Here is a 17863-nt window from a genome sequence, read left to right as displayed (position 1 = left end):
GACGGGCACTTCTTTTCATGACCGGCTTAATAGCCATCTGATATTTTTAAGGAAGTTTTAAAATTTGATTCTCCAAATATTCTTCATCAAGGGTACCTAAAACGATATGGCGGATTACGCCATCTGAATCAATAAAATAGGATGTCGGATAGCCAACCACATCATAGTCCCTGCTTACGACTCCGTCTCTATCCATAGGGATCGGGAAAGTCAGTTTATGTTTTTTTACAAATTTTTCAGCATCATCATCGTTACGTTCACTTTGACTCATGTTAACCGCAAAAACGGTAAAGCCTTCATCCTTATATTTTTGATAAAGCTTTTCCATATGGGGCATCTCTATTTCACATGGCCCGCACCAGCTGGCCCAAAAATTTAAAAGCACTTTTTGCCCTCGCAGCTCACTAAGTTTCTGAACATTGCCTTCCATATCAACCAGCTCTATTTCTGGAGCAAGATCACCAGCTTCTAAGCCAATTTTTAAATCATTCACATTTTCGATTTTTTCATATTTTTCTACGCCAAAAGATATCGGGATTATCCCTTTGTCTTTTAAGATCGTAACATCTATGACGAACATCACAGCGAGTACTGCAATAACAATGATCACTAACTTTTTCACTCTAATCACCTCATGCAAAGCCAATTATATCACTGTTTATAGCACTCGTATATGTTTTCACAAAATTTTAAAAAAGTGAAGAAGCATGCAGGCTATTGTTGAAAACTTAATGATCTAATGTAGATAAATAGTCTGCGATAATTGCCAGCACACTTAGCTTTTCCATATGGTCAAGCTCTTTATGAAATGTCAATAGCGGTGTATTTGCGTCTTTAAAAAATGATTGATATGACAGCGGCAAATATCCTTTTTGTAAAACAGCCGATTCTGCTGATGAGTTAATAAAGATTTTAGCATCCATACGAAACAGTGATTTTTCCAGATAGTAGCTTTTGGAGCGTTTATAATCCAAAAACTCAATAAAGCCTTTGCCTCGCTTGCTTTTAAAATGCAAAACGGCATTTTCTTTCATGCCAATTAATTCAATTGTATTTTTCTTAATCAGGATCGTACTGTTCAACCTGCCGCTATGATCATATAACCCATACTTTTTAGTCAATAATCTTTCTGCAAAATATGGCATAAACCATCGAACCGCTTTCTGATTTATATCCCTTAGCTCCCCTGCCATATATCCGTTGTGATCATATAGCTGCATATGCAAATTAGGCGAAGGCAAAAACGTTATTAAGAGCTTTTCGATCGAGGTAACATCCTGTTCAAGGCTCACAGCTGCTTCTTCCATAACACTCTTCGTTTCTTCACATCTTTTCTTGTTTATGACAAAAACCTGATAACAAATAAAGCTATACACTAAAAATGGACATAAAAGCCATACGAAATATCTATGAAGCGGATCAATCAGACCGTAAACTATAAAATATACCGGCGGAATCAGCGCTGCTATTCCTGCATTTAATGCGATAACCGCTTTTTGTTTATAATACATATGCATGTTCAATTTACTCACCTACTATTTTGGACTTATCAATCTCCTGCTCTAGTAAGTCTATTATGAACATTTTATTTTCATGATAGAATCTGCTGAAAATTATATAAAAATAAAATTTCACTGTGGTTTGAACAATGGCATTTTTCTAATGCTTATACAAGTTCTCTCTTTGAAAAGATAAATATCGAAGAACTTATAAAAATAAAGGTACTAATAACAGTAATAGTTAAAACGCTGTAAAAACCGCTTGGAAATGGTTCATTTTCCAGGACTAAGCCTGAATAGGAGCTTAATAAGGATGGATTCCAGGATAACCCTTCAGGCATCACACTGCTAACCATACTCATGATGATCACAATAGCAAAGACAATAAACGCAATCATTCCCTGAGATTTAAAGATACTATTAAAGAACAACAGGATCGATAAAATAAATAGCAGCCATAAGCTATATAAAGAGAGCGACTCAATAAAATCCTTAAGTGGAATAAAAGCAAATAAATTTCCTGTATAATACCATGTGGCAAAATAACCGCACAAAACTGAACATAATAATAGCATTGCTGAACTAAACCATTTTGCTAAAATATAAGCTGATCTCGATACTGGTTTTACCAGGATCATCCCTGCGCTTCCATTCTTCCGTTCAGCTGAAATCATGCCCATAAAAGCCAGAACAACTGTTAAGATGCCAAGAGTATTATACTGGCCAATAGAAGCTGCAAACACTTCTTCAGCAGAGGGTGTCGGAATTTCAATCACTGTTCCCTCAGGAAGATTTCCAGCAGAATTAATTATATCCGGCAAAAAATAGAGTGATAGGGGCTGCTGTACACCAATCAGTATAAAGACAATCGGCATCCAAACCCATTTATAGCTCCTCCACATTTCAAGCCATTCTTTTTCTGCAAATAGTAGCCATTGTTTCACTTTTGATCAGCCACCTTTAAAAACATTTCTTCCAAACTAGTACTGCTTATTTCAAATTTAAGCGTCCGCCAATTTCTTGCTAATACTTCCTTCATTAATAATTTCTGTACTGCATAACAATCCTCTGAAAAAATATGAATCATTTGTCCTTCACTTTCCATTTTAAAGTCTGGAAATGCAGATTGTAATTGGGCCATAACATTCTGAATATCTTCCTCAAACACAATTGATAGTTTATTTTTCTTATATTTCTTCTTTAAAGACTGCAGTGACCCTCCCTCTACAATCTGCCCTCTATCAAGGAAGATAATTTCATCACTGACTTCCTCGGCATCATGTAATATATGTGTAGAATAAAACACAGTTGTATGTTTTTTTAGCTGTTGAAATAGGGTGAGAACCTCTCTTCTTCCAACCGGATCCAGTGCGGAAACCGGCTCATCGAGCAGCAATATATCCGGCTGATGCGTAATCGCCTGTGCGATCCCTAACCTTTGGCGCATTCCCCCTGAATATTGAGCTATTCTGTTGTTGCCTGCATGACCAAGACCTACAGTTTCAAGTAAACTTAGTGCTCTATCGTAAGCAGCCTTTTTGGTTGCACCTGTTAGTCTAGTACTGTATATGAGGTATTCCAAACCTGTCATCCAATCAAAAAAGGCTGGATTTTGAGGTAAATACCCTATGGCAGTTCTTCGTTTTTTAATAGATGCTGATCCTTTTACAATTATTTGCCCTTCAGTTGGGTGAATGATTCCAGCCAGCATTTGGAGAACGGTCGTTTTTCCAGCACCATTTGCCCCTAATAAAGCAATACATGTATTCGCCGGAAGATCAAACTGAATTCCTTTTATGACTTCCTTTTTTGAATACTTCTTCTTTAAGTTTTCAGCTCTCAATGTGATCATCCATTTTGCCTCCTTCCAAATATAAAATAAAGAACGGAACCTAAAATATTGCCAACAAGAACAATAAGGATCCACATCCATTTAGGGCCATTTAGTTGTTTATTCCTGAAAATATCAATAAGGGCAAGGATTAAAAGAATAGCTTGCAAAATAAAAAATGGCAGCAGTAACCCCCAATTGATTTCATTTAAAGCATCCATGCTGTTCCTCCCAGTTTTATATTTTTCTTTCTTGCTTATTAGCAAGCTTTAGCAGTAAAAATGGCAAACAGCTTGTGCCTCCTATTGGCTGAAGCCATTCCTTACAGATAAGACGAATAAGTTTAGAAATCGTTCAAAAAATCTTTACAAACTATAAAAACTTTTAAAAATACGAAAAAGCCCCGGAAGGAATTCCCTCCGGGGCTGCTATGCATTATAAAATTCGAAACACTAGTGGGATGCGGTATCCTTTTCCTTCAAAGGCTTTGATGGCAGCAATAATAGTGAAAACAAAGGCTAAGACGCCAATCACCCAAATAGTTACAAAGCCAATTAACACGATCATTAATACAACACTGATGATGGAATAAACACTGTAAGAAATAAAGAAGTTCAAATACTCTCTACCATGATGATCTACGAACGAAGAAGAATCCTTCTTTAAAAGCCAAATAATTAGCGGTCCAAGAAAGGCTGAAAAAAAGCTCGTCACATAAATGGCGGCTGCGATTAACCGCTCGTCTTGAGAAGGACTTCCCATTTTATCTAAATTCATTTTAACGCTCCTATTCATTTAATCGTTATTTTCCTCTTATCTTATTTTACGTACCAGCCTTCTAAAAGTTTCATTGTATTTTTTTAAAGTTCTTGATTAGGACAACCTGAATAAAATGTTTATAAGGATGATATACCCTATGCTTATTCAAAAAAACGATCCTATACCATACAAAGGGTGATGAATTTGCTATCAAAAATTGAAGCTTTTATATTGGGGATTATTCAGGGCCTGACTGAATTTATCCCTATATCCAGCACAGGACACCTTTATATAGGCAGACATTTATTTGGCTTAGATGAAGCTGGGCTATTCTTAGATACGATGCTTCATATTGGAACTTTATTAGCTGTTATTGTGGTCTATAAAGATGAGCTGTTTCAAATTATCAAAAAACCGTTTGGGAAACTTTCTATGCTTCTGGTCACTGGTACGATTCCTGCTGTTCTTGTCGGACTCACTTTTAATGACTTATTCGAAAGCATCTCAAAAACGGGCATTACGATTGGCTGGGAGTTTATCTTTACCGGATTTATTTTATGGATGGCTGATTCTGTTAAAAAAGGGTCAAAACAAATGCATGATCTTTCATATGGAGATGCCATTTTTATCGGTTCCTTTCAGGCAGCAGCGATTTTCCCAGCTGTATCCCGCTCCGGACTTACAATAGCCGCAGGTCTTTTTCGAAAGCTTGATCGAGAAACAGCAGCTTATTTTTCTTTTTTACTTTCTATTCCTGTTATTGCCGGCGGAATTGTCATGAAATTTGGTGATATGGTCAATGGGCATATTGAAGCGGTTTCTCTTGGCAGTTTATTGGTCGCTACACTATCCTCAGCTCTGTTTGGCTATTTTGCTGTTGTATGGATGATTAATTTTCTAAAGAAAAAATCATTAAAGATCTTTGCGGTATATGTTTGGATATTAGGTTTAATTGTCGTCCTCTTACAGATCACTGGTGTGTTTTAATATCCTTGAGGTTGGGACAAAACGAAACTACTATTTGTAAAACACGAATGTCCATTTTCAAGGTTTAGGTGTTTACAAAAGCCCGTTCCACCTGCGCTCCATTTCACTCATGTTTAGAAATATTAAATGTTAAACAAATAAAAAACCGAATGATCAGAAAGGTTCACTCCTTAATCATTCGGTTCTGTGGTTGTGTTAAATACTTATGTCCCAGCCTCTTATAAAAATGATTAGACTTATCCTTACTAGTTAATGAACCATAACCATCGTATAAAAGGATGAAAAACAATGTCAAATATATTACTGAAGAGTGCTCTTATTTATCCCATAACAGCACCGCCTTTTTTAGGGGATATTTATATTAAGGATGGGACGATCAGTATTCTTGCTCCTCACATTCCTATTACCGAAGCATGTAAGGTGATTGACTGCGGACAGCGACCTCTGCTCCCAGGTTTTATTGATGTTCACACACATTTAGGTTTATATGATGAAGGCACAGGCTGGGCAGGAAATGATGCAAATGAAACCATTGAGCCTCTAACTCCGCATATTCGTGCTATGGATGGCGTCTACCCACTAGATCCAGCCTTCTCTGATGCAATAAAATATGGGATAACAACCGTCCATATTATGCCGGGAAGTGCCAATGTAATCGGAGGTACAACCTCAGTTATAAAAACGCATGGCAAAAATATTCAAAAAATGCTTGTTCAGGAAACAGCAGGACTAAAGGTTGCATTAGGCGAAAATCCTAAAAGAATGCATAGCCATGGTAATAAAGAGTCTATAACAAGAATGGGCATTATGGGAATGCTCCGTGAAGCCTTTTATTCTGCTTTTTACGCTGACAATCCTGAAGACATCCGTCTTCGGCCAATCATTCAGGCGCTTAAAAGAGAAATACCTGTTAGGGTACATGCTCATCGTGCAGATGATATTATTTCGGCGTTGCGTTTTGCGGAGGAATTTAATCTTGATTTGCGTATTGAACATTGTACAGAAGGACATCTCATTGCAGATGAGCTCAAGAATCAGAGTTTAAAAGTTTCTGTCGGTCCAACACTAACAAGAAGGTCAAAGATTGAGTTAAAAAACAAAACATGGAAAACATATCAAGAGCTTGCAGATCGCCAGGTTGAAGTATCCATCACAACCGACCATCCCTACACACCAATTCAATATTTAAATGTTTGTGCTGCAGTTGCCGTCAGAGAAGGACTAACTGAACAAAAAGCCTTAGAAGGAATAACGATCTTACCTGCCAGGAATTTAAGAATAGATCATCGGCTTGGCAGCATTGAACCAAAAAAAGATGCAGATCTTGTGTTATGGAGTTCCCATCCTTTTCATTTTTCTGCAAAACCAATCTGGACGATGATCAGCGGTGAAATGATTTATCATTAACTATTTGCCCTTCTCACCTATTAGAAAGCAACATTTTTTGCTAAAAAGCCACAAATTTTATTTGTTGAAAAATGCCAAAAAATGATGAAAAAAATAAGAAAAAAACCTATTCCCTTTTTCAATTTTTTTTAGTATTATACGATAGTAATGAAAATACAGAGACGATGATCTTTAAAAGGGAGCAATTTTACTTTTTGGTTTTTTAATAAAAGCAGTAGTATATAGGGAAGGCAAATGGTGCGCCACCAGTTAAGCTGGTTCTAGTGGGTTCGATTCCCACCCCGAAATTTTTTAGCAACTTTACAAAAAATTTCGAGGGTGGACCGAATTCTCTATTTGACGTGGAGAAGGACTGTCCTCAGTTTGGAGGGATCCCCCATGCTTAAGAAACGCGATCTTCAAGATTGCCATGATTTGTACGAATTAATGACGCACCCAGATGTCTTCCCTTTCGTGCGCCAAAAAGCATACTCTGATGATGAATTTTTATTTTTAACGAAACAAACGATTGAAGCTGAAGAACGCGGTGAACTTATATCACGCACCATTCTTGATGAGTGGGGTTCTCCAATTGGCACAATCAATCTTTTTGATGTTCAGGAAAATGCAGGATTTTTAGGCACTTGGCTTGGAAAAGAGTATCATGGAAAAGGCTATAATAAATTAGCGAAAGATGCCTTTTTTGAAGAATTATTTTACGAGCTGGGCATTGAAACGATCTATATGAGAATACGGGTGGAAAATATCCGCTCTCAGAAGGCTGCTGAAAAACTGCCGTATGTTGTTAAGGCAAATGAAACAAGAAAATCATTATTACAGCAATTAAATGCAAATGACGCAACTTATAATTTATACGAAATTCCAAAAGATTTGTATACATTGCATGTATTAAGAACAAATACTGCGGCTATTGATGATAGCTCTCATTTGTTAGAAGCATAAATATAAAAAAGCAGGCTGAGTCCTAACTCGCCTGCTTTTTCTGTTGATTTAATCTTTCTTTTCATATTTAGCAATCATGTCTAAATAGATTTTACGCACCACAAACGTTTTATATAGCTCAAGCTTCTTTGCTTCAATCGGGTGTTTACGAATTCCTCTTTTTTTTAATTCCATGATATACCAGCCTTTTGAGCCGTGATAAGCCATGCTATATCTCTCCCCTCATTCACTCATTCGTATACTATATGAAAGAAGGGGAAAAACATGACTTATGCTTTTATGTGAATCAGTACTACCAATACTTTTATTTTTATTACTAAATCCTATATTTCAAACAATTAAGCTGATAGACGATTATAACCTATGTATCTTCCCTAATACATCTTTTCCGCCTGTAACTGGAATGATGCTTCCTGTAATAAAGCTGGACTTATCTTCAACTAAAAAACATATACATCTTGCTATATCTTCGCCCGTTCCAGGTCTCCCAACAGGCGTGTTCACATCCTTTATAGAAATAGCGTCTTCGATCTCTTTCTCTTTCCAATCGCCAACTATATCTCCAGGACAAACCATATTTGCCGTGATGCCGTATTTTGCTTCTTCCATTGCTATTGTTTTAGTTAATGACGCAACAGCCGATTTACTCGCAGCAAAAGCAGATCTATAGATCCAGCCAGAGGATGCTTCCGCACGATCAAATCCAATGGTGATTATTCTTCCCCACTGATTGTTTCTCATCTGCGGAATGAGTAATTTCGATAGATAGAATACAGCATTTAAGTTGCCGTCTACTAAGTATCTCCACTCCTCTAATGAATAATCTGTCATCTTTTTTCTTTCATGAATATAGGGACCAGCATTGTGAACAAGAATATCAATTGAGTTAAATTCTTTTAATGCTTGAGAGGTCAGGATTTCACAGTCATTGCTGTTGGCAATATCTCCCCTTATACAAATATTCTCTGTGTTATATACAGTTGTTAGGTGCTGACAAAGCTGTTCAGCTTCGTACTGACTGTTACGATAATTTATAACGAGATTAATGCCTTCTTGTGCGAGCTTAATTGCAGCCATCTTACCGATTCCAGTCGCTCCTCCTGTAATTAAAGCTGTTCTCTTTCCCACAAATAATTACCCCGTTTTGTTTTTTATTGTACAGACCTACTATCATTATACTAGTAAGTACAGCTTATATATGCAACAAAAACGGTTAAAGTTTAAAAATTATCACGGGTTTTGACGTACAAAAAATGGTACAAATGCATAGATTATCAAGTATAGATCAAGTAAATTCATCATAATTGCTTTACTGTGTTTGATGAAAACTTGCCTGCAAAAACAAGTACTCTAGACGATTTACAGTTTTTGCTTCTTTGAAAGGATGATTTAAATGTTTCCATGGAATTTATTTCCTTTTAATAAAGAAATGAAAAATAATTTCCAGGATTTAAAGAATATGAAACCGGAAGAAATCAATCAATATGTTCATAATATAATGGGAAATGTTTTTCCCCAGCAATCAAATGGCATGCCAAACTTTAATGATTTTTTTGGCGGTTTCGGTAATGAGAATGCCGGTTCGAAAAAAGAGCAAGCATCATTAAAGCTGGACACTTCAGTATTTGAGACTCATGATGATGTGTATGTAAAAGTTTTTATTAAAGACGAAGACTGGCTGCATCAAATGAGGTTATATCATACTTCGAATCAAATGATAATTGAGGCCATTCCATCCTTTGAGGATAAAACAACCATCACATTGCCTGCTATAGTTAAACGGAAAGGTTCAAAAGCAAACTTTCAAGATGGCATCCTTGAAATAAAATTACCTAAAAATATTGATGCTCAGTTTTCTGAGATCGAATTTACAAAGCTTTAATGGGTACAGAAAGCAGGGGAAAATAGAGGTTGAGACAAAACCAAAATTAGGTATATTCTAAAATAACGAAAAAGGAATCTGGGACAAACGAAATTAATATTTCTAAAACACGAATATTCAACATTTTGTTTTAGGAATTTAAACAAGTCCGTTCCATTGCGCTACGGACCCTCGCTTTCCGTGGGGAGCAAGCTGAGCTTCCTCGAAGCAAAGCTTCTGCGGGGTCTGACCCTTTCCTCTATTGCCCACAGGAGTCGAGGATCCTCCGCTCCATTTCACTCATGTTAATAAAATATATTTTTATATTCATAAATAAAAAAACCGAATGATTAGAAAGATGACTTCCTAACCATTCGGTTCTATTGGTGTGTTAAATATGATGTCCCAGCCTCTTCTATGGTCTTGGTAAATACGACTGTCCAAGCCTAGTATTTAGCTGTTATTTACCGATAAACATTTGAGTCCAGTAGTTGCCATCTGCAACATGACCTACACCAAGGTGTGTAAAGTTTGCGTTTAAGATATTTTTACGGTGACCCTCACTGTTCATCCATGCAGTTACTACTTCCTGAGGAGAACGCTGACCCATAGCAATGTTTTCACCTGCAGTTTTATAAGTAATGCCAAACTGCTTCATCATATCGAATGGTGAACCATAAGTTGGGCTATTATGATCAAAGTAACCTCTAGTTTTCATATCATTTGACTTTTCACGCGCAACCTTGCTTAGTTCAGTATCAAGCTTCAGAGCAGGCACACCATATTTTGCACGCTCAGCATTCGTCAGATCAAGCACTTGCTGTTCGAAAGCAGATACTTGAGATTTCGCTGCTGTTGTTGTGTTTGATTGAGCTGGAGCTTTTGTTTGCGTATTTGCTGCTGGTGCAGTTGTTTCTTTTTTCGGTTTTTCAGTTTGTACTGGTGCTTTTGCTGGTGTTTCTGCTTTTGGCTTTTCAGTTTGTACTGGTGCTTTTGCTGGTGTTTCTGCTTTTGGCTTTTCAGTTTGTACTGGTGCTTTTACTGGTGCTTCTGTTTTTGGCTTTTCAGTTTGTACTGGCGTTTTTGCCGGTGCTTCTGTTTTTGGCTTTTCAGTTTGTACTGGTGTTTTTGCCGGTGCTTCTGTTTTTGGCTTTTCAGTTTGTACTGGTGTTTTTACTACGGTTTCTTGTTTAGCTTGCTGCTGAATTGCTGTTTTTTGAAGCAATGCATTCAAATCTAAATTATAGTAGTTTTTCATATATTTTTGAAGAATGCTATTGATCTGTTCAAAATTCACGTTACTAGTTTGATAGTGATACACTTTTGTTTCTACTTTTGCTTGTACTGGTGAAGCAGCATCTGCTTTATTGATCCCAGGTGCTGACATTAATAGTGTTGCTGCTGCTGCGACTGAAAAAATCATTTTTTTATTCATCTATTGTTTCCTCCCTGATATCTGTAAAGTTTTTTGTGCTGTCTTGCTTGCAGAATCATCATACCACGGGTTTTTCCGTAATAATTCAGGGAGGATTTAACAAATAGGTATATTGATAGAACATAAACGATGATTTTCATTTGAAGCAATGAGAAAAACATAGTAGCCATCTATGTTTTTCTCAAACTCTTCTGGTTAATTATCCTAAGGTTCTATTATACTAAATTGGCAATGAACGTATGAGAATACCAATTATATACTAAGAAATGAGCATTGACAGGTTTTTAGGACCAGATCTGGAGTTACGATTATTACACCTATGTAACAAAGCTTGCCGATTAAAGACAAGCTTAAAGCCTTTTTCCTATTAAATGGAAGGAAGCGCTATTTTTACGGTTGTACCTTTATTCACTTCGCTTGTAATTTGCAGTTCTCCGCCATGTAACTGCACAAGCTTCTCTGCAATAGCCAGTCCTAAACCAGTCCCACCATCAGTGCGGGTTCGCGCCTTATTCACTCGATAAAAACGCTGCTTCACTTTTTTAAGGTCCTCTTCCGGGATTCCTGCCCCCGTATCAGTTACTTCAACACAACATCCATTCTTTGAACTATATAGTGAAATTGATATACAGCCTTCATTTGTATATCGGATCGCATTATCCATTATATTTTGGATTACTTGTTCGATTCGCCCTTCATCTCCATTAATAATGACCTCCGGATCTAAATCCTTCATTAATGATAGTTTTTTCTCTTTGAGTGTTGACCCATATTTTTGAATAGCATCTTCAATTAACTGAGCAAGAGGCAGAGGCATCATTTCTAATCGATATTCATCTGTCTCCAGCTTCGAAAGATCTAAGAGATCACCAACTAGTCTCTCCATCCTTCCAGATTCCCGGTGGATAAGACTTAAGTATCTAATCCTCTCTTCCTCAGTTGTGAACATATTTGTCATTAATGCATCACTATAGCCTTTTACATATGAGATAGGAGTCCGAAGTTCATGGGATACATTTGCGAGGAAGTCTCTCTTCCTTTCATCTTCTCGTCTAATTGAATCTGCCATATGATTAAAAGCAAAAGCAAGCTCACCAATTTCATCCGTCGATTGAATGTTCAAATGAACACCATAATTCCCTTTTGAAACTGAATCGGCAGCCTGCGTAATTTCTAATAATGGCATTGTTAGTCTTTTGACCAGCCATGCACCTGAACCTAATGCAACAATTAAAAATAGAAAGGAAGCGATCATCCAAAGGTAAGCAAAATCCTGCGTAATTTCTGTAATTTTGGCCAACGGCAAATAAATATAAATAATTCCTTCTAAACGATCATCGTCCAAAAGAGGGATAACGACACCCATAATGTTTCGATCAAAGCGTTCCTCAAATCCTTCTTTATAAACCGGATTCCCCTGCAGAAGCTCTTCTCGTTCTTCTTCACCAATCAGGGATTCATAATCAATGTCAAAAGGCAAACAAGCACTTAACTCCCGAGGGTTGCTGACGATAAAAACCTCTGAATCTGATTTCGTGTTATACCACTCAACCTGTTCCTTAAGCTCTTCCGTTAATGGCCCTCCCTCATAGTCTTTTGCAAGGGCCATACCCTCATCAAGCAAGGATTTTTCAATATCTTCTACATAAAGCTTTTCATAGAATAAATAAGAAAGAAAATAGGAATAGAGAATGGTTATTAAAATGGCTGCTGTAACTGTAAGCCATAGTTTTTTTGCTAATGTATTGGTTAGGTGCTTCATGCAGAAGGCACCTCTAGCTTGTACCCTACGCCCCAAACTGTTTCAATATAGTCACCCTCCTGCAGCTTCATCCTCAATGTTTTTACATGAGTATCTACTGTTCTCAAGCTGCCTTCATAATCTATTCCCCATACATGCTGCAGAAGCTGTTCTCTTGAAAGAGCCTGATTTCGATGATCCATAAAAAAAAGAAGCAACTCAAATTCCTTTAATGTAAGATTGACCGTCCGATGATCAACCATTACTTTGCGGGCTTTTTTATCTAAACTGATTTTTCCTAATTGATGCAGAGAGGATTCCTGCTTTGAAAGTCCAGTTCTTCTTAAAACCGCATGCATTCTAGCAACAAGCTCTCCTGGACTCAGCGGTTTCACGATATAGTCATCACCGCCCAATTGCAGAGCTTTCACTTTATCCCATTCTTCTCCTTTAGCGGATAAAAAGATAATGGGCGTATCATATTTCTTTCTTAAGTTCTCACAAACCTTAAAGCCATCCTCACCAGGCATCATAATATCAAGAATAATTAAGTCAATCTTTCGTTTCTCCATTACTTCATAGGCTTCCTTGCCGCTGCCGGCTGACACACATAAAAATCCAGAATTCGCAAGATACATTTCGGTTAAATGTCTCATATCGGCTTCATCATCAATGATTAATACGTTAACGCTGCTCATTCTGTCTTCACCCTTAATACAATAGTAAATGGCCCATTTCCTACTTCTAATATATCTTCTTCCTCTAAATTCTCAGGATCGATAAAATACAAATCATTACTGTCATAGCCAGCAACGAGGAGTTCATCGGCTGAAGTTAAAGCTAATTCAAACGGGTTTGCTCCAACTCTAGCCGTATCTATTATGTTACCCTCAAGATCCATCTTATAGAGCTGACTCGATCCGTGGCTTAGAACAAATACATACTGCTCATACTGGAGGAAATTAATCGGCATAACAGGGGCAGCAATTTTTTTTATCAATTCTCCGTCATCGGCATTATACACATGAATATTCTTTTCGATCGTTGCCCCTTCACCATGGCCACCTAACCAGAACTGGTTTTCCTGCTCTAAAAGAAGCGCACCGGACGCAGCACCATGAATCGCATAACTGCCAATTGTTTTTTTCGTTTGTACATTTACTCTTGTTAATGTTTCATTTTTAGAACTTACTACAAATAATTCGTCTGCATCCCCTACCACAATGGAGAGTGGAGAAGAATCTGTTTCCGCTTCTGCCAGTTTATCTCCATCAAACGTATAAAATTGCACTACGTTTTCATTCTTATTCACAAGAGCAACTTCTTTCGTATCATTTATAACTCTGGCATTGACAATTCCTTTACCCGTTTCCCAGCCCGCCTTTTTTTCACCCGATTTTAAAGAAAACAAATCTGCTGTTTCCACTTCTTTTCCATACAATAACAAAGAATCTCCATCTGGAAAAATAAGACCTCCAGTATAAGGTTTTTCGAGCTGCCATTCTGTTATAATGCTACGTTTATCTACATCAATGAATGTGACAGACATATCCTTAATATTGACGGTTGCCGCAAGTGAAATATCAGTTGGAATAGGCTCATATGTATTATTGCTGCACGATGTTAGCAAGACTAGCAAAGAAATACCTAAAAACAAGGCTTTGATTACTGGCATCTCCCAATTCCCCTTTGTAACTATATGCATTTACTATAACCCTTTTTTGTGTGTAAATTGTGAACTATTATTGATCTGTGTTGTAAGATTTTATTTGATCCAAAATTGTAATATGGATTGTAATAAGCACATCTTTGTCTGTTGCTTTTAAGTTTGACTCATTTATTCTCTTTATAGCAAAGTAGAATTTTTCATATATTGACTTGCGTACGCGGGGATGTGCGTTTTCATCTAAAAGTTCGCGTTGGATTGCCATCTTAAGCACTTCTTCCGGAGTACGATCACTTCCAGTTAATTGACGATTTTGCCAAAGACTTCTGTATTGAATCAATAAATTTTCGTAATTCATCGCTATTCTCCCTTTTACGTTCTTTTCTTTCCTCTTAGTATTTTCACATAAATAAAAGAAGGAATGCAAAATATAAGGAGAGCTGTCTCACAACATCTTTTTTAAAGGCTGATTTCGATTTAAAGGTAGAAGTTGATTTCCGCTCCAGGATGCCCGCTTTCCGCGGGGCGGAGTGAGCATTCTCTTAGCTTACGCTCCTGTAGGGACTCACCTGTTCCACTCCTCTCGCAGGAGTCTCGCATCTTCTGCTCCAATCAACTAGACTTTTTTTCAAAAAGAAAAATTATCCTAAAAGAGCTCTATAAAAAGATAGGGTAAGAAAGGAGGTTTATCAGATGAATGCACCGTATTGTTGTCCGAACTGTAAAACAAATCGCAGCAGATTCAATATTATTGAACAAGTTTCCAAATCAGTTAAAATGGATCCTGCGTCTGGTGAAACAATAGAAGAATATTCAGCCAATAATCTATCACCATTTCATATTCCGTATAAAGGCCCAGATTATAAAGTGCAGTGTGCGGCATGTGGGTTAGTGGAAGATGAAAAAACATTTATAGCATTTGGAGAGAAGAAATAAGCTTGAGAGATCGTCTCTCAAGCTTATTTCTTTAGTTTATGTTTCCATTAAAATGGTTATGATCTTCTAAAAACTGTACAGAATTTACTTTCCATGGTCCAGCGGGTGAAAATCGAACAAGAACGATCTTTCCGGTAAATACTTGCCTTCCATGATTCTTTACATACCATTCGATTTTCGTTGGTACCTCAAGTACTAATTCTGACTGATCGTGGATTTCATCCGGAAGCTGAACGCTGGATACCTTAGCGTTTTCAATCTTTGGAAAAAGCTTATTCCAATTTGTTTTCTGTAAAGAGATAAACTCTGCAATCTGTTCATCATGTTCTTTTAACCCTGTTATATAAGAGTTTATCACTTCTTTGGCATCTGCAAATGTTAAATAGGGATATAATCTGCCCGATGCTTTGAAGATCATTAATTTGTGTGATAAATCCATCTCATTCGTACGATGAGTTGTACTTCCATAAAAATGAATACAAAAATGCCCCGGAAAATTATTAGGCAACGCACCAGCTCCATGCGGCATGCCATGCATGGATGCTGCAATCCATCTGTCTTTTGTTATGACAATAATGGACCTTCTTCGCCAGCTCCATTGACCATCATAAATTTCTTTCATTATTTTTGTATCTTTTGCTGTCAGCGGTTGAACATCTGCATGTTGAGAACCCGCTCTTCTTTGCACTTCAAACATTCTTCCCGACTCTGTATCCAACACATGAAATTTACTGAATTTGGGGAGCTGTTTATTAACTTGGTCCCACTCAAGCATTTCAATATGATAGCCCAATCCGTGAGTAGATGCCACTCCTTCCAGCATTTTGATATTCAGGAAAAAGAACAACATGACTGTCAGTATGAACGTTAACCTATATATTGTTTTCATATTAAAAGTCTCCCTAAACATAAGAGAGACTATTCGTTATATATTTAGTTATTCTCTGTTTTCTTTCCATTCCTTGGCTTTATCGATGGCAATGGGAATAGCTCGTCCTTCTTCATAATCTTCATCCAACAATGCATTTGCAATTTCAATCGCTTTATTTCTTACTTTAGGGTCTAGGTTTTTCATGGCATCAGGATAATCATTTTTGCTCCACGGCATACTGAGATCCACTCCTTTTATTGAAGTCATTCCCTTTTGATATGAATTAAAACCTCATATAGATTAATCAGCAGAGAGAGTCTCCAGTTGAGACTGTATGTCCTGCCAATCAATCTGTTCACCAATAAACACCATATTTAATGGCATCTTCATGTTTTCAGGCAGAAAAATTGGCATCCCATACGAATATTGGAAAAGCTCGGGATACGGAGAATTGGTGAATTGAATGTATCCTTTTATTCTATATATTGTATCAGGCAAACTCTGTAGAAAATTTATAAATCCTTCACGGTGTACAGACCTTTTAAACGTATAAACAAACGTGCCCAAATTTAAATCTTGCTTAACATGAGCTGTTTCACTTTCTGCTCTTTTGCTGGCAGATAAGTTTCGAACCTTTTCCATTGGTACTTTTGAATATGTGGTCAACAAGGCAAGCACATTTGGATTTATTGCTTGCACGTCATAAACCAGCTGACCTTGCTGCGCTTCTGTCAGCTGATCTGCTTTATTCAAAAGCAGCAAATCTGAATGTTTAACTTGTTCAACAAGCAGCTGTCTGATTTGAGGGCTAAGACTGCTTCTCTCTAACCAAAGCTGACCATCTAAGACTGAGATAATGCCCTTTACCCATAATTGATCGGCAAAAATAGGAGACAGGATGCCATCCAGCACTTCAATTGGATGAGCTGCACCCGTTGATTCAATATAGATGACCTCTGGTTTTTCCATAACTAAAAGTTCTTGAAGCTGTGCCTCGAGCTTGTCTTGGATGGTGCAGCAAATACACCCATCAAGAAGCTCTTTTAAAGGGACATCTGTATCGACAGCATCAGAATCAATCGATACTTTTCCTAGCTCATTCATTAAGACAGCTGTTTTTCTTCCCTTCTCTTTTTCCTCTAGAAGCAGCTGCTTAAGCAGCGTTGTTTTCCCGCTCCCTAAGAAACCTGATAGAATATAAATTTCTGTTTTATTCATTGTAATCTCCATTTCCCTCTCTATCTTCCAGCATTTCTTTTATCATTTCATGTAGAATCTCGCCCAGTTCTGTTATTGTACGATTTGTAAGATAACCAACTCTTTGAAATGTCTCTTGTTTGCATTTCCAAATAGGGATATAAGCGTTCGGATAGTATTCATCTTCACTTTCTATACCAATTTCTAAATAAGATTCATAATATGGCGTAATAATATCTGTTTGTGCAGCTAGTTTGCCTTTTTGGTTTCTTATGACTTCTATAATCAATTCTTCATTGAACATGCAAAACTTTTGATCATAGTAAGCAGAAAACTCTCTTGCAACCTTTTCCCATTTGCATTCTATTTCAGCAACTTCCTGTCTAATGTGTCCATCAAGCTGAACAATCTGCCTCAAGAAATCACCTCATTATTCTAAACATCCATTTTTTATTATGAGACTCTAAATAATCATTTTAAAGGTTTTGCCGGCGACCTACAAATAATTTATCTCATAAAAAAAGCACATAACAAATCGAAAATTCCAGCTGACATTATAATGAAGAAAAAATTTTAGCAGCAATAAAAAAGAAGCTGGGACAAAATGAAATTATTCTTTCTAAAATAAGAATATTCAATATATCTTGGTTTTGGATATTTAAACTAGTCCGTTCCATTGCACTGCAGACCCTCGCTTTCCGTGGGGAGGAAGCTCCTGCGGGGTCTCACCT

22 protein-coding genes are annotated in these 17863 nt (G+C 37.1%); 5 read left to right on the top strand and 17 right to left on the bottom strand.

Going from position 1 to position 17863, the window contains the following annotated elements; all coding sequences use genetic code 11:
• Positions 1-46: 46 nt before the first annotated feature.
• The 6 genes from B7E07_RS10285 to B7E07_RS10260 form a co-directional block, all read right to left on the bottom strand.
• Entirely contained in the window at positions 47-622 is a 576-nt protein-coding gene (locus tag B7E07_RS10285) for a TlpA disulfide reductase family protein (protein WP_080845780.1), read from the bottom strand.
• A gap of 106 nt (positions 623-728) precedes the next feature.
• Entirely contained in the window at positions 729-1523 is a 795-nt protein-coding gene (locus tag B7E07_RS10280; protein ID WP_139785614.1) for a hypothetical protein, read from the bottom strand.
• A gap of 143 nt (positions 1524-1666) precedes the next feature.
• The gene (locus B7E07_RS10275; protein WP_080845778.1) at positions 1667-2443 is read right to left on the bottom strand and encodes an ABC transporter permease; all 777 of its coding nucleotides are present in this window, start codon (positions 2441-2443) and stop codon (positions 1667-1669) included.
• A complete protein-coding gene (locus B7E07_RS10270) occupies positions 2440-3351 on the bottom strand; it encodes an ABC transporter ATP-binding protein (protein WP_176215172.1) in 912 nt (303 codons plus the stop codon). The genes B7E07_RS10275 and B7E07_RS10270 overlap by 4 nt, the downstream gene beginning before the upstream one ends.
• The gene (locus B7E07_RS10265; protein WP_080845776.1) at positions 3348-3551 is read right to left on the bottom strand and encodes a PLD nuclease N-terminal domain-containing protein; all 204 of its coding nucleotides are present in this window, start codon (positions 3549-3551) and stop codon (positions 3348-3350) included. The genes B7E07_RS10270 and B7E07_RS10265 overlap by 4 nt, the downstream gene beginning before the upstream one ends.
• A gap of 214 nt (positions 3552-3765) precedes the next feature.
• Positions 3766-4107 carry a DUF4870 domain-containing protein gene (locus B7E07_RS10260; protein ID WP_080845775.1) on the bottom strand — a complete coding sequence of 114 codons (342 nt, stop codon included), beginning with the start codon at positions 4105-4107 and terminating at the stop codon, positions 3766-3768.
• 186 nt (positions 4108-4293) lie between these two features.
• Here B7E07_RS10260 and B7E07_RS10255 point away from each other — a divergent pair, with 186 nt between their 5' ends.
• The 3 genes from B7E07_RS10255 to B7E07_RS10245 all read left to right on the top strand — a co-directional run bounded on the left by B7E07_RS10255 (position 4294) and on the right by B7E07_RS10245 (position 7425).
• Positions 4294-5076, top strand: a complete 783-nt coding sequence (locus tag B7E07_RS10255) for an undecaprenyl-diphosphate phosphatase (RefSeq protein WP_257391430.1) — start codon at positions 4294-4296, stop codon at positions 5074-5076.
• A 288-nt stretch (positions 5077-5364) separates the two neighbouring features.
• Positions 5365-6483 carry an amidohydrolase gene (locus B7E07_RS10250; RefSeq protein WP_080845773.1) on the top strand — a complete coding sequence of 373 codons (1119 nt, stop codon included), beginning with the start codon at positions 5365-5367 and terminating at the stop codon, positions 6481-6483.
• A gap of 378 nt (positions 6484-6861) precedes the next feature.
• Positions 6862-7425 carry a GNAT family N-acetyltransferase gene (locus tag B7E07_RS10245; RefSeq protein WP_080845772.1) on the top strand — a complete coding sequence of 188 codons (564 nt, stop codon included), beginning with the start codon at positions 6862-6864 and terminating at the stop codon, positions 7423-7425.
• 48 nt (positions 7426-7473) lie between these two features.
• Here B7E07_RS10245 and B7E07_RS10240 read toward each other — a convergent pair whose 3' ends face one another.
• Together B7E07_RS10240 and B7E07_RS10235 are read right to left on the bottom strand one after the other, a co-directional pair.
• Complete coding sequence (locus B7E07_RS10240; protein WP_080845771.1) at positions 7474-7632, bottom strand: DUF2639 domain-containing protein; 159 nt, start codon at positions 7630-7632, stop codon at positions 7474-7476.
• 147 nt (positions 7633-7779) lie between these two features.
• Complete coding sequence (locus B7E07_RS10235) at positions 7780-8553, bottom strand: SDR family oxidoreductase (protein WP_080845770.1); 774 nt, start codon at positions 8551-8553, stop codon at positions 7780-7782.
• 265 nt (positions 8554-8818) lie between these two features.
• Here B7E07_RS10235 and B7E07_RS10230 point away from each other — a divergent pair, with 265 nt between their 5' ends.
• Positions 8819-9307, top strand: coding sequence for an Hsp20/alpha crystallin family protein (locus tag B7E07_RS10230; RefSeq protein ID WP_080845769.1), 489 nt, complete (start codon positions 8819-8821; stop codon positions 9305-9307).
• 439 nt (positions 9308-9746) lie between these two features.
• Here the strand turns inward: B7E07_RS10230 and B7E07_RS10225 are convergent, their stop codons facing one another.
• From B7E07_RS10225 to B7E07_RS10205, 5 genes are all read right to left on the bottom strand, one after another.
• Positions 9747-10721, bottom strand: coding sequence for a CAP domain-containing protein (locus B7E07_RS10225; protein ID WP_080845768.1), 975 nt, complete (start codon positions 10719-10721; stop codon positions 9747-9749).
• A gap of 367 nt (positions 10722-11088) precedes the next feature.
• Positions 11089-12483, bottom strand: coding sequence for a sensor histidine kinase (locus B7E07_RS10220; protein ID WP_080845767.1), 1395 nt, complete (start codon positions 12481-12483; stop codon positions 11089-11091).
• The gene (locus B7E07_RS10215) at positions 12480-13160 is read right to left on the bottom strand and encodes a response regulator transcription factor (RefSeq protein ID WP_080845766.1); all 681 of its coding nucleotides are present in this window, start codon (positions 13158-13160) and stop codon (positions 12480-12482) included. The genes B7E07_RS10220 and B7E07_RS10215 overlap by 4 nt, the downstream gene beginning before the upstream one ends.
• The gene (locus tag B7E07_RS10210) at positions 13157-14137 is read right to left on the bottom strand and encodes a YncE family protein (protein WP_080845765.1); all 981 of its coding nucleotides are present in this window, start codon (positions 14135-14137) and stop codon (positions 13157-13159) included. Before B7E07_RS10210 ends, B7E07_RS10215 begins: the two co-directional genes overlap by 4 nt.
• 67 nt (positions 14138-14204) lie before the next feature.
• Positions 14205-14486 carry a hypothetical protein gene (locus B7E07_RS10205; protein WP_176215171.1) on the bottom strand — a complete coding sequence of 94 codons (282 nt, stop codon included), beginning with the start codon at positions 14484-14486 and terminating at the stop codon, positions 14205-14207.
• 335 nt (positions 14487-14821) lie between these two features.
• Between B7E07_RS10205 and B7E07_RS10200 the strand changes: the two genes are divergently transcribed.
• Complete coding sequence (locus B7E07_RS10200; protein WP_080845764.1) at positions 14822-15064, top strand: DNA alkylation repair protein; 243 nt, start codon at positions 14822-14824, stop codon at positions 15062-15064.
• A 31-nt stretch (positions 15065-15095) separates the two neighbouring features.
• On the opposite strand, the gene B7E07_RS10195 is transcribed toward B7E07_RS10200, so the two are convergent.
• From B7E07_RS10195 to B7E07_RS10185, 4 genes are read right to left on the bottom strand one after another with little or no spacing between them, the layout of a single operon-like run.
• Positions 15096-15953, bottom strand: a complete 858-nt coding sequence (locus B7E07_RS10195; protein ID WP_080845763.1) for a hypothetical protein — start codon at positions 15951-15953, stop codon at positions 15096-15098.
• Positions 15954-16001: 48 nt separating this feature from the next.
• On the bottom strand, positions 16002-16202 hold the full coding sequence (locus B7E07_RS23705) for a DUF2188 domain-containing protein (RefSeq protein ID WP_218970459.1): 201 nt from the start codon (positions 16200-16202) through the stop codon (positions 16002-16004).
• 33 nt (positions 16203-16235) lie between these two features.
• Complete coding sequence (locus B7E07_RS10190; protein WP_080845762.1) at positions 16236-17153, bottom strand: CobW family GTP-binding protein; 918 nt, start codon at positions 17151-17153, stop codon at positions 16236-16238.
• Entirely contained in the window at positions 17146-17550 is a 405-nt protein-coding gene (locus tag B7E07_RS10185; protein WP_080845761.1) for a hypothetical protein, read from the bottom strand. Before B7E07_RS10185 ends, B7E07_RS10190 begins: the two co-directional genes overlap by 8 nt.
• Positions 17551-17863 lie beyond the last annotated feature (313 nt).

The sequence above is a fragment of the Cytobacillus gottheilii genome (genome assembly GCF_900166665.1).
Classification (GTDB): domain Bacteria; phylum Bacillota; class Bacilli; order Bacillales; family Cytobacillaceae; genus Cytobacillus; species Cytobacillus gottheilii_A.
Note: the sequence above shows the minus strand (reverse complement) of the source record. Positions and strands in the feature narration are given on the sequence as shown.

Excerpts from the sequence above, each read along its gene's own strand:
- B7E07_RS10270 (WP_176215172.1), bottom strand. The coding sequence starts at position 3,351 with ATGATCACATTGAGAGCTGAAAACTTAAAGAAGAAGTATTCAAAAAAG.
- B7E07_RS10265 (WP_080845776.1), bottom strand. The coding sequence starts at position 3,551 with ATGGATGCTTTAAATGAAATCAATTGGGGGTTACTGCTGCCATTTTTT.
- B7E07_RS10260 (WP_080845775.1), bottom strand. The coding sequence starts at position 4,107 with ATGAATTTAGATAAAATGGGAAGTCCTTCTCAAGACGAGCGGTTAATC.
- B7E07_RS10250 (WP_080845773.1), top strand. The coding sequence starts at position 5,365 with ATGTCAAATATATTACTGAAGAGTGCTCTTATTTATCCCATAACAGCA.
- B7E07_RS10245 (WP_080845772.1), top strand. The coding sequence starts at position 6,862 with ATGCTTAAGAAACGCGATCTTCAAGATTGCCATGATTTGTACGAATTA.
- B7E07_RS10240 (WP_080845771.1), bottom strand. The coding sequence starts at position 7,632 with ATGGCTTATCACGGCTCAAAAGGCTGGTATATCATGGAATTAAAAAAA.
- B7E07_RS10230 (WP_080845769.1), top strand. The coding sequence starts at position 8,819 with ATGTTTCCATGGAATTTATTTCCTTTTAATAAAGAAATGAAAAATAAT.
- B7E07_RS10225 (WP_080845768.1), bottom strand. The coding sequence starts at position 10,721 with ATGAATAAAAAAATGATTTTTTCAGTCGCAGCAGCAGCAACACTATTA.
- B7E07_RS10220 (WP_080845767.1), bottom strand. The coding sequence starts at position 12,483 with ATGAAGCACCTAACCAATACATTAGCAAAAAAACTATGGCTTACAGTT.
- B7E07_RS10215 (WP_080845766.1), bottom strand. The coding sequence starts at position 13,160 with ATGAGCAGCGTTAACGTATTAATCATTGATGATGAAGCCGATATGAGA.
- B7E07_RS10210 (WP_080845765.1), bottom strand. The coding sequence starts at position 14,137 with ATGCCAGTAATCAAAGCCTTGTTTTTAGGTATTTCTTTGCTAGTCTTG.
- B7E07_RS10205 (WP_176215171.1), bottom strand. The coding sequence starts at position 14,486 with ATGAATTACGAAAATTTATTGATTCAATACAGAAGTCTTTGGCAAAAT.
- B7E07_RS10200 (WP_080845764.1), top strand. The coding sequence starts at position 14,822 with ATGAATGCACCGTATTGTTGTCCGAACTGTAAAACAAATCGCAGCAGA.
- B7E07_RS10195 (WP_080845763.1), bottom strand. The coding sequence starts at position 15,953 with ATGAAAACAATATATAGGTTAACGTTCATACTGACAGTCATGTTGTTC.
- B7E07_RS23705 (WP_218970459.1), bottom strand. The coding sequence starts at position 16,202 with ATGACTTCAATAAAAGGAGTGGATCTCAGTATGCCGTGGAGCAAAAAT.
- B7E07_RS10190 (WP_080845762.1), bottom strand. The coding sequence starts at position 17,153 with ATGAATAAAACAGAAATTTATATTCTATCAGGTTTCTTAGGGAGCGGG.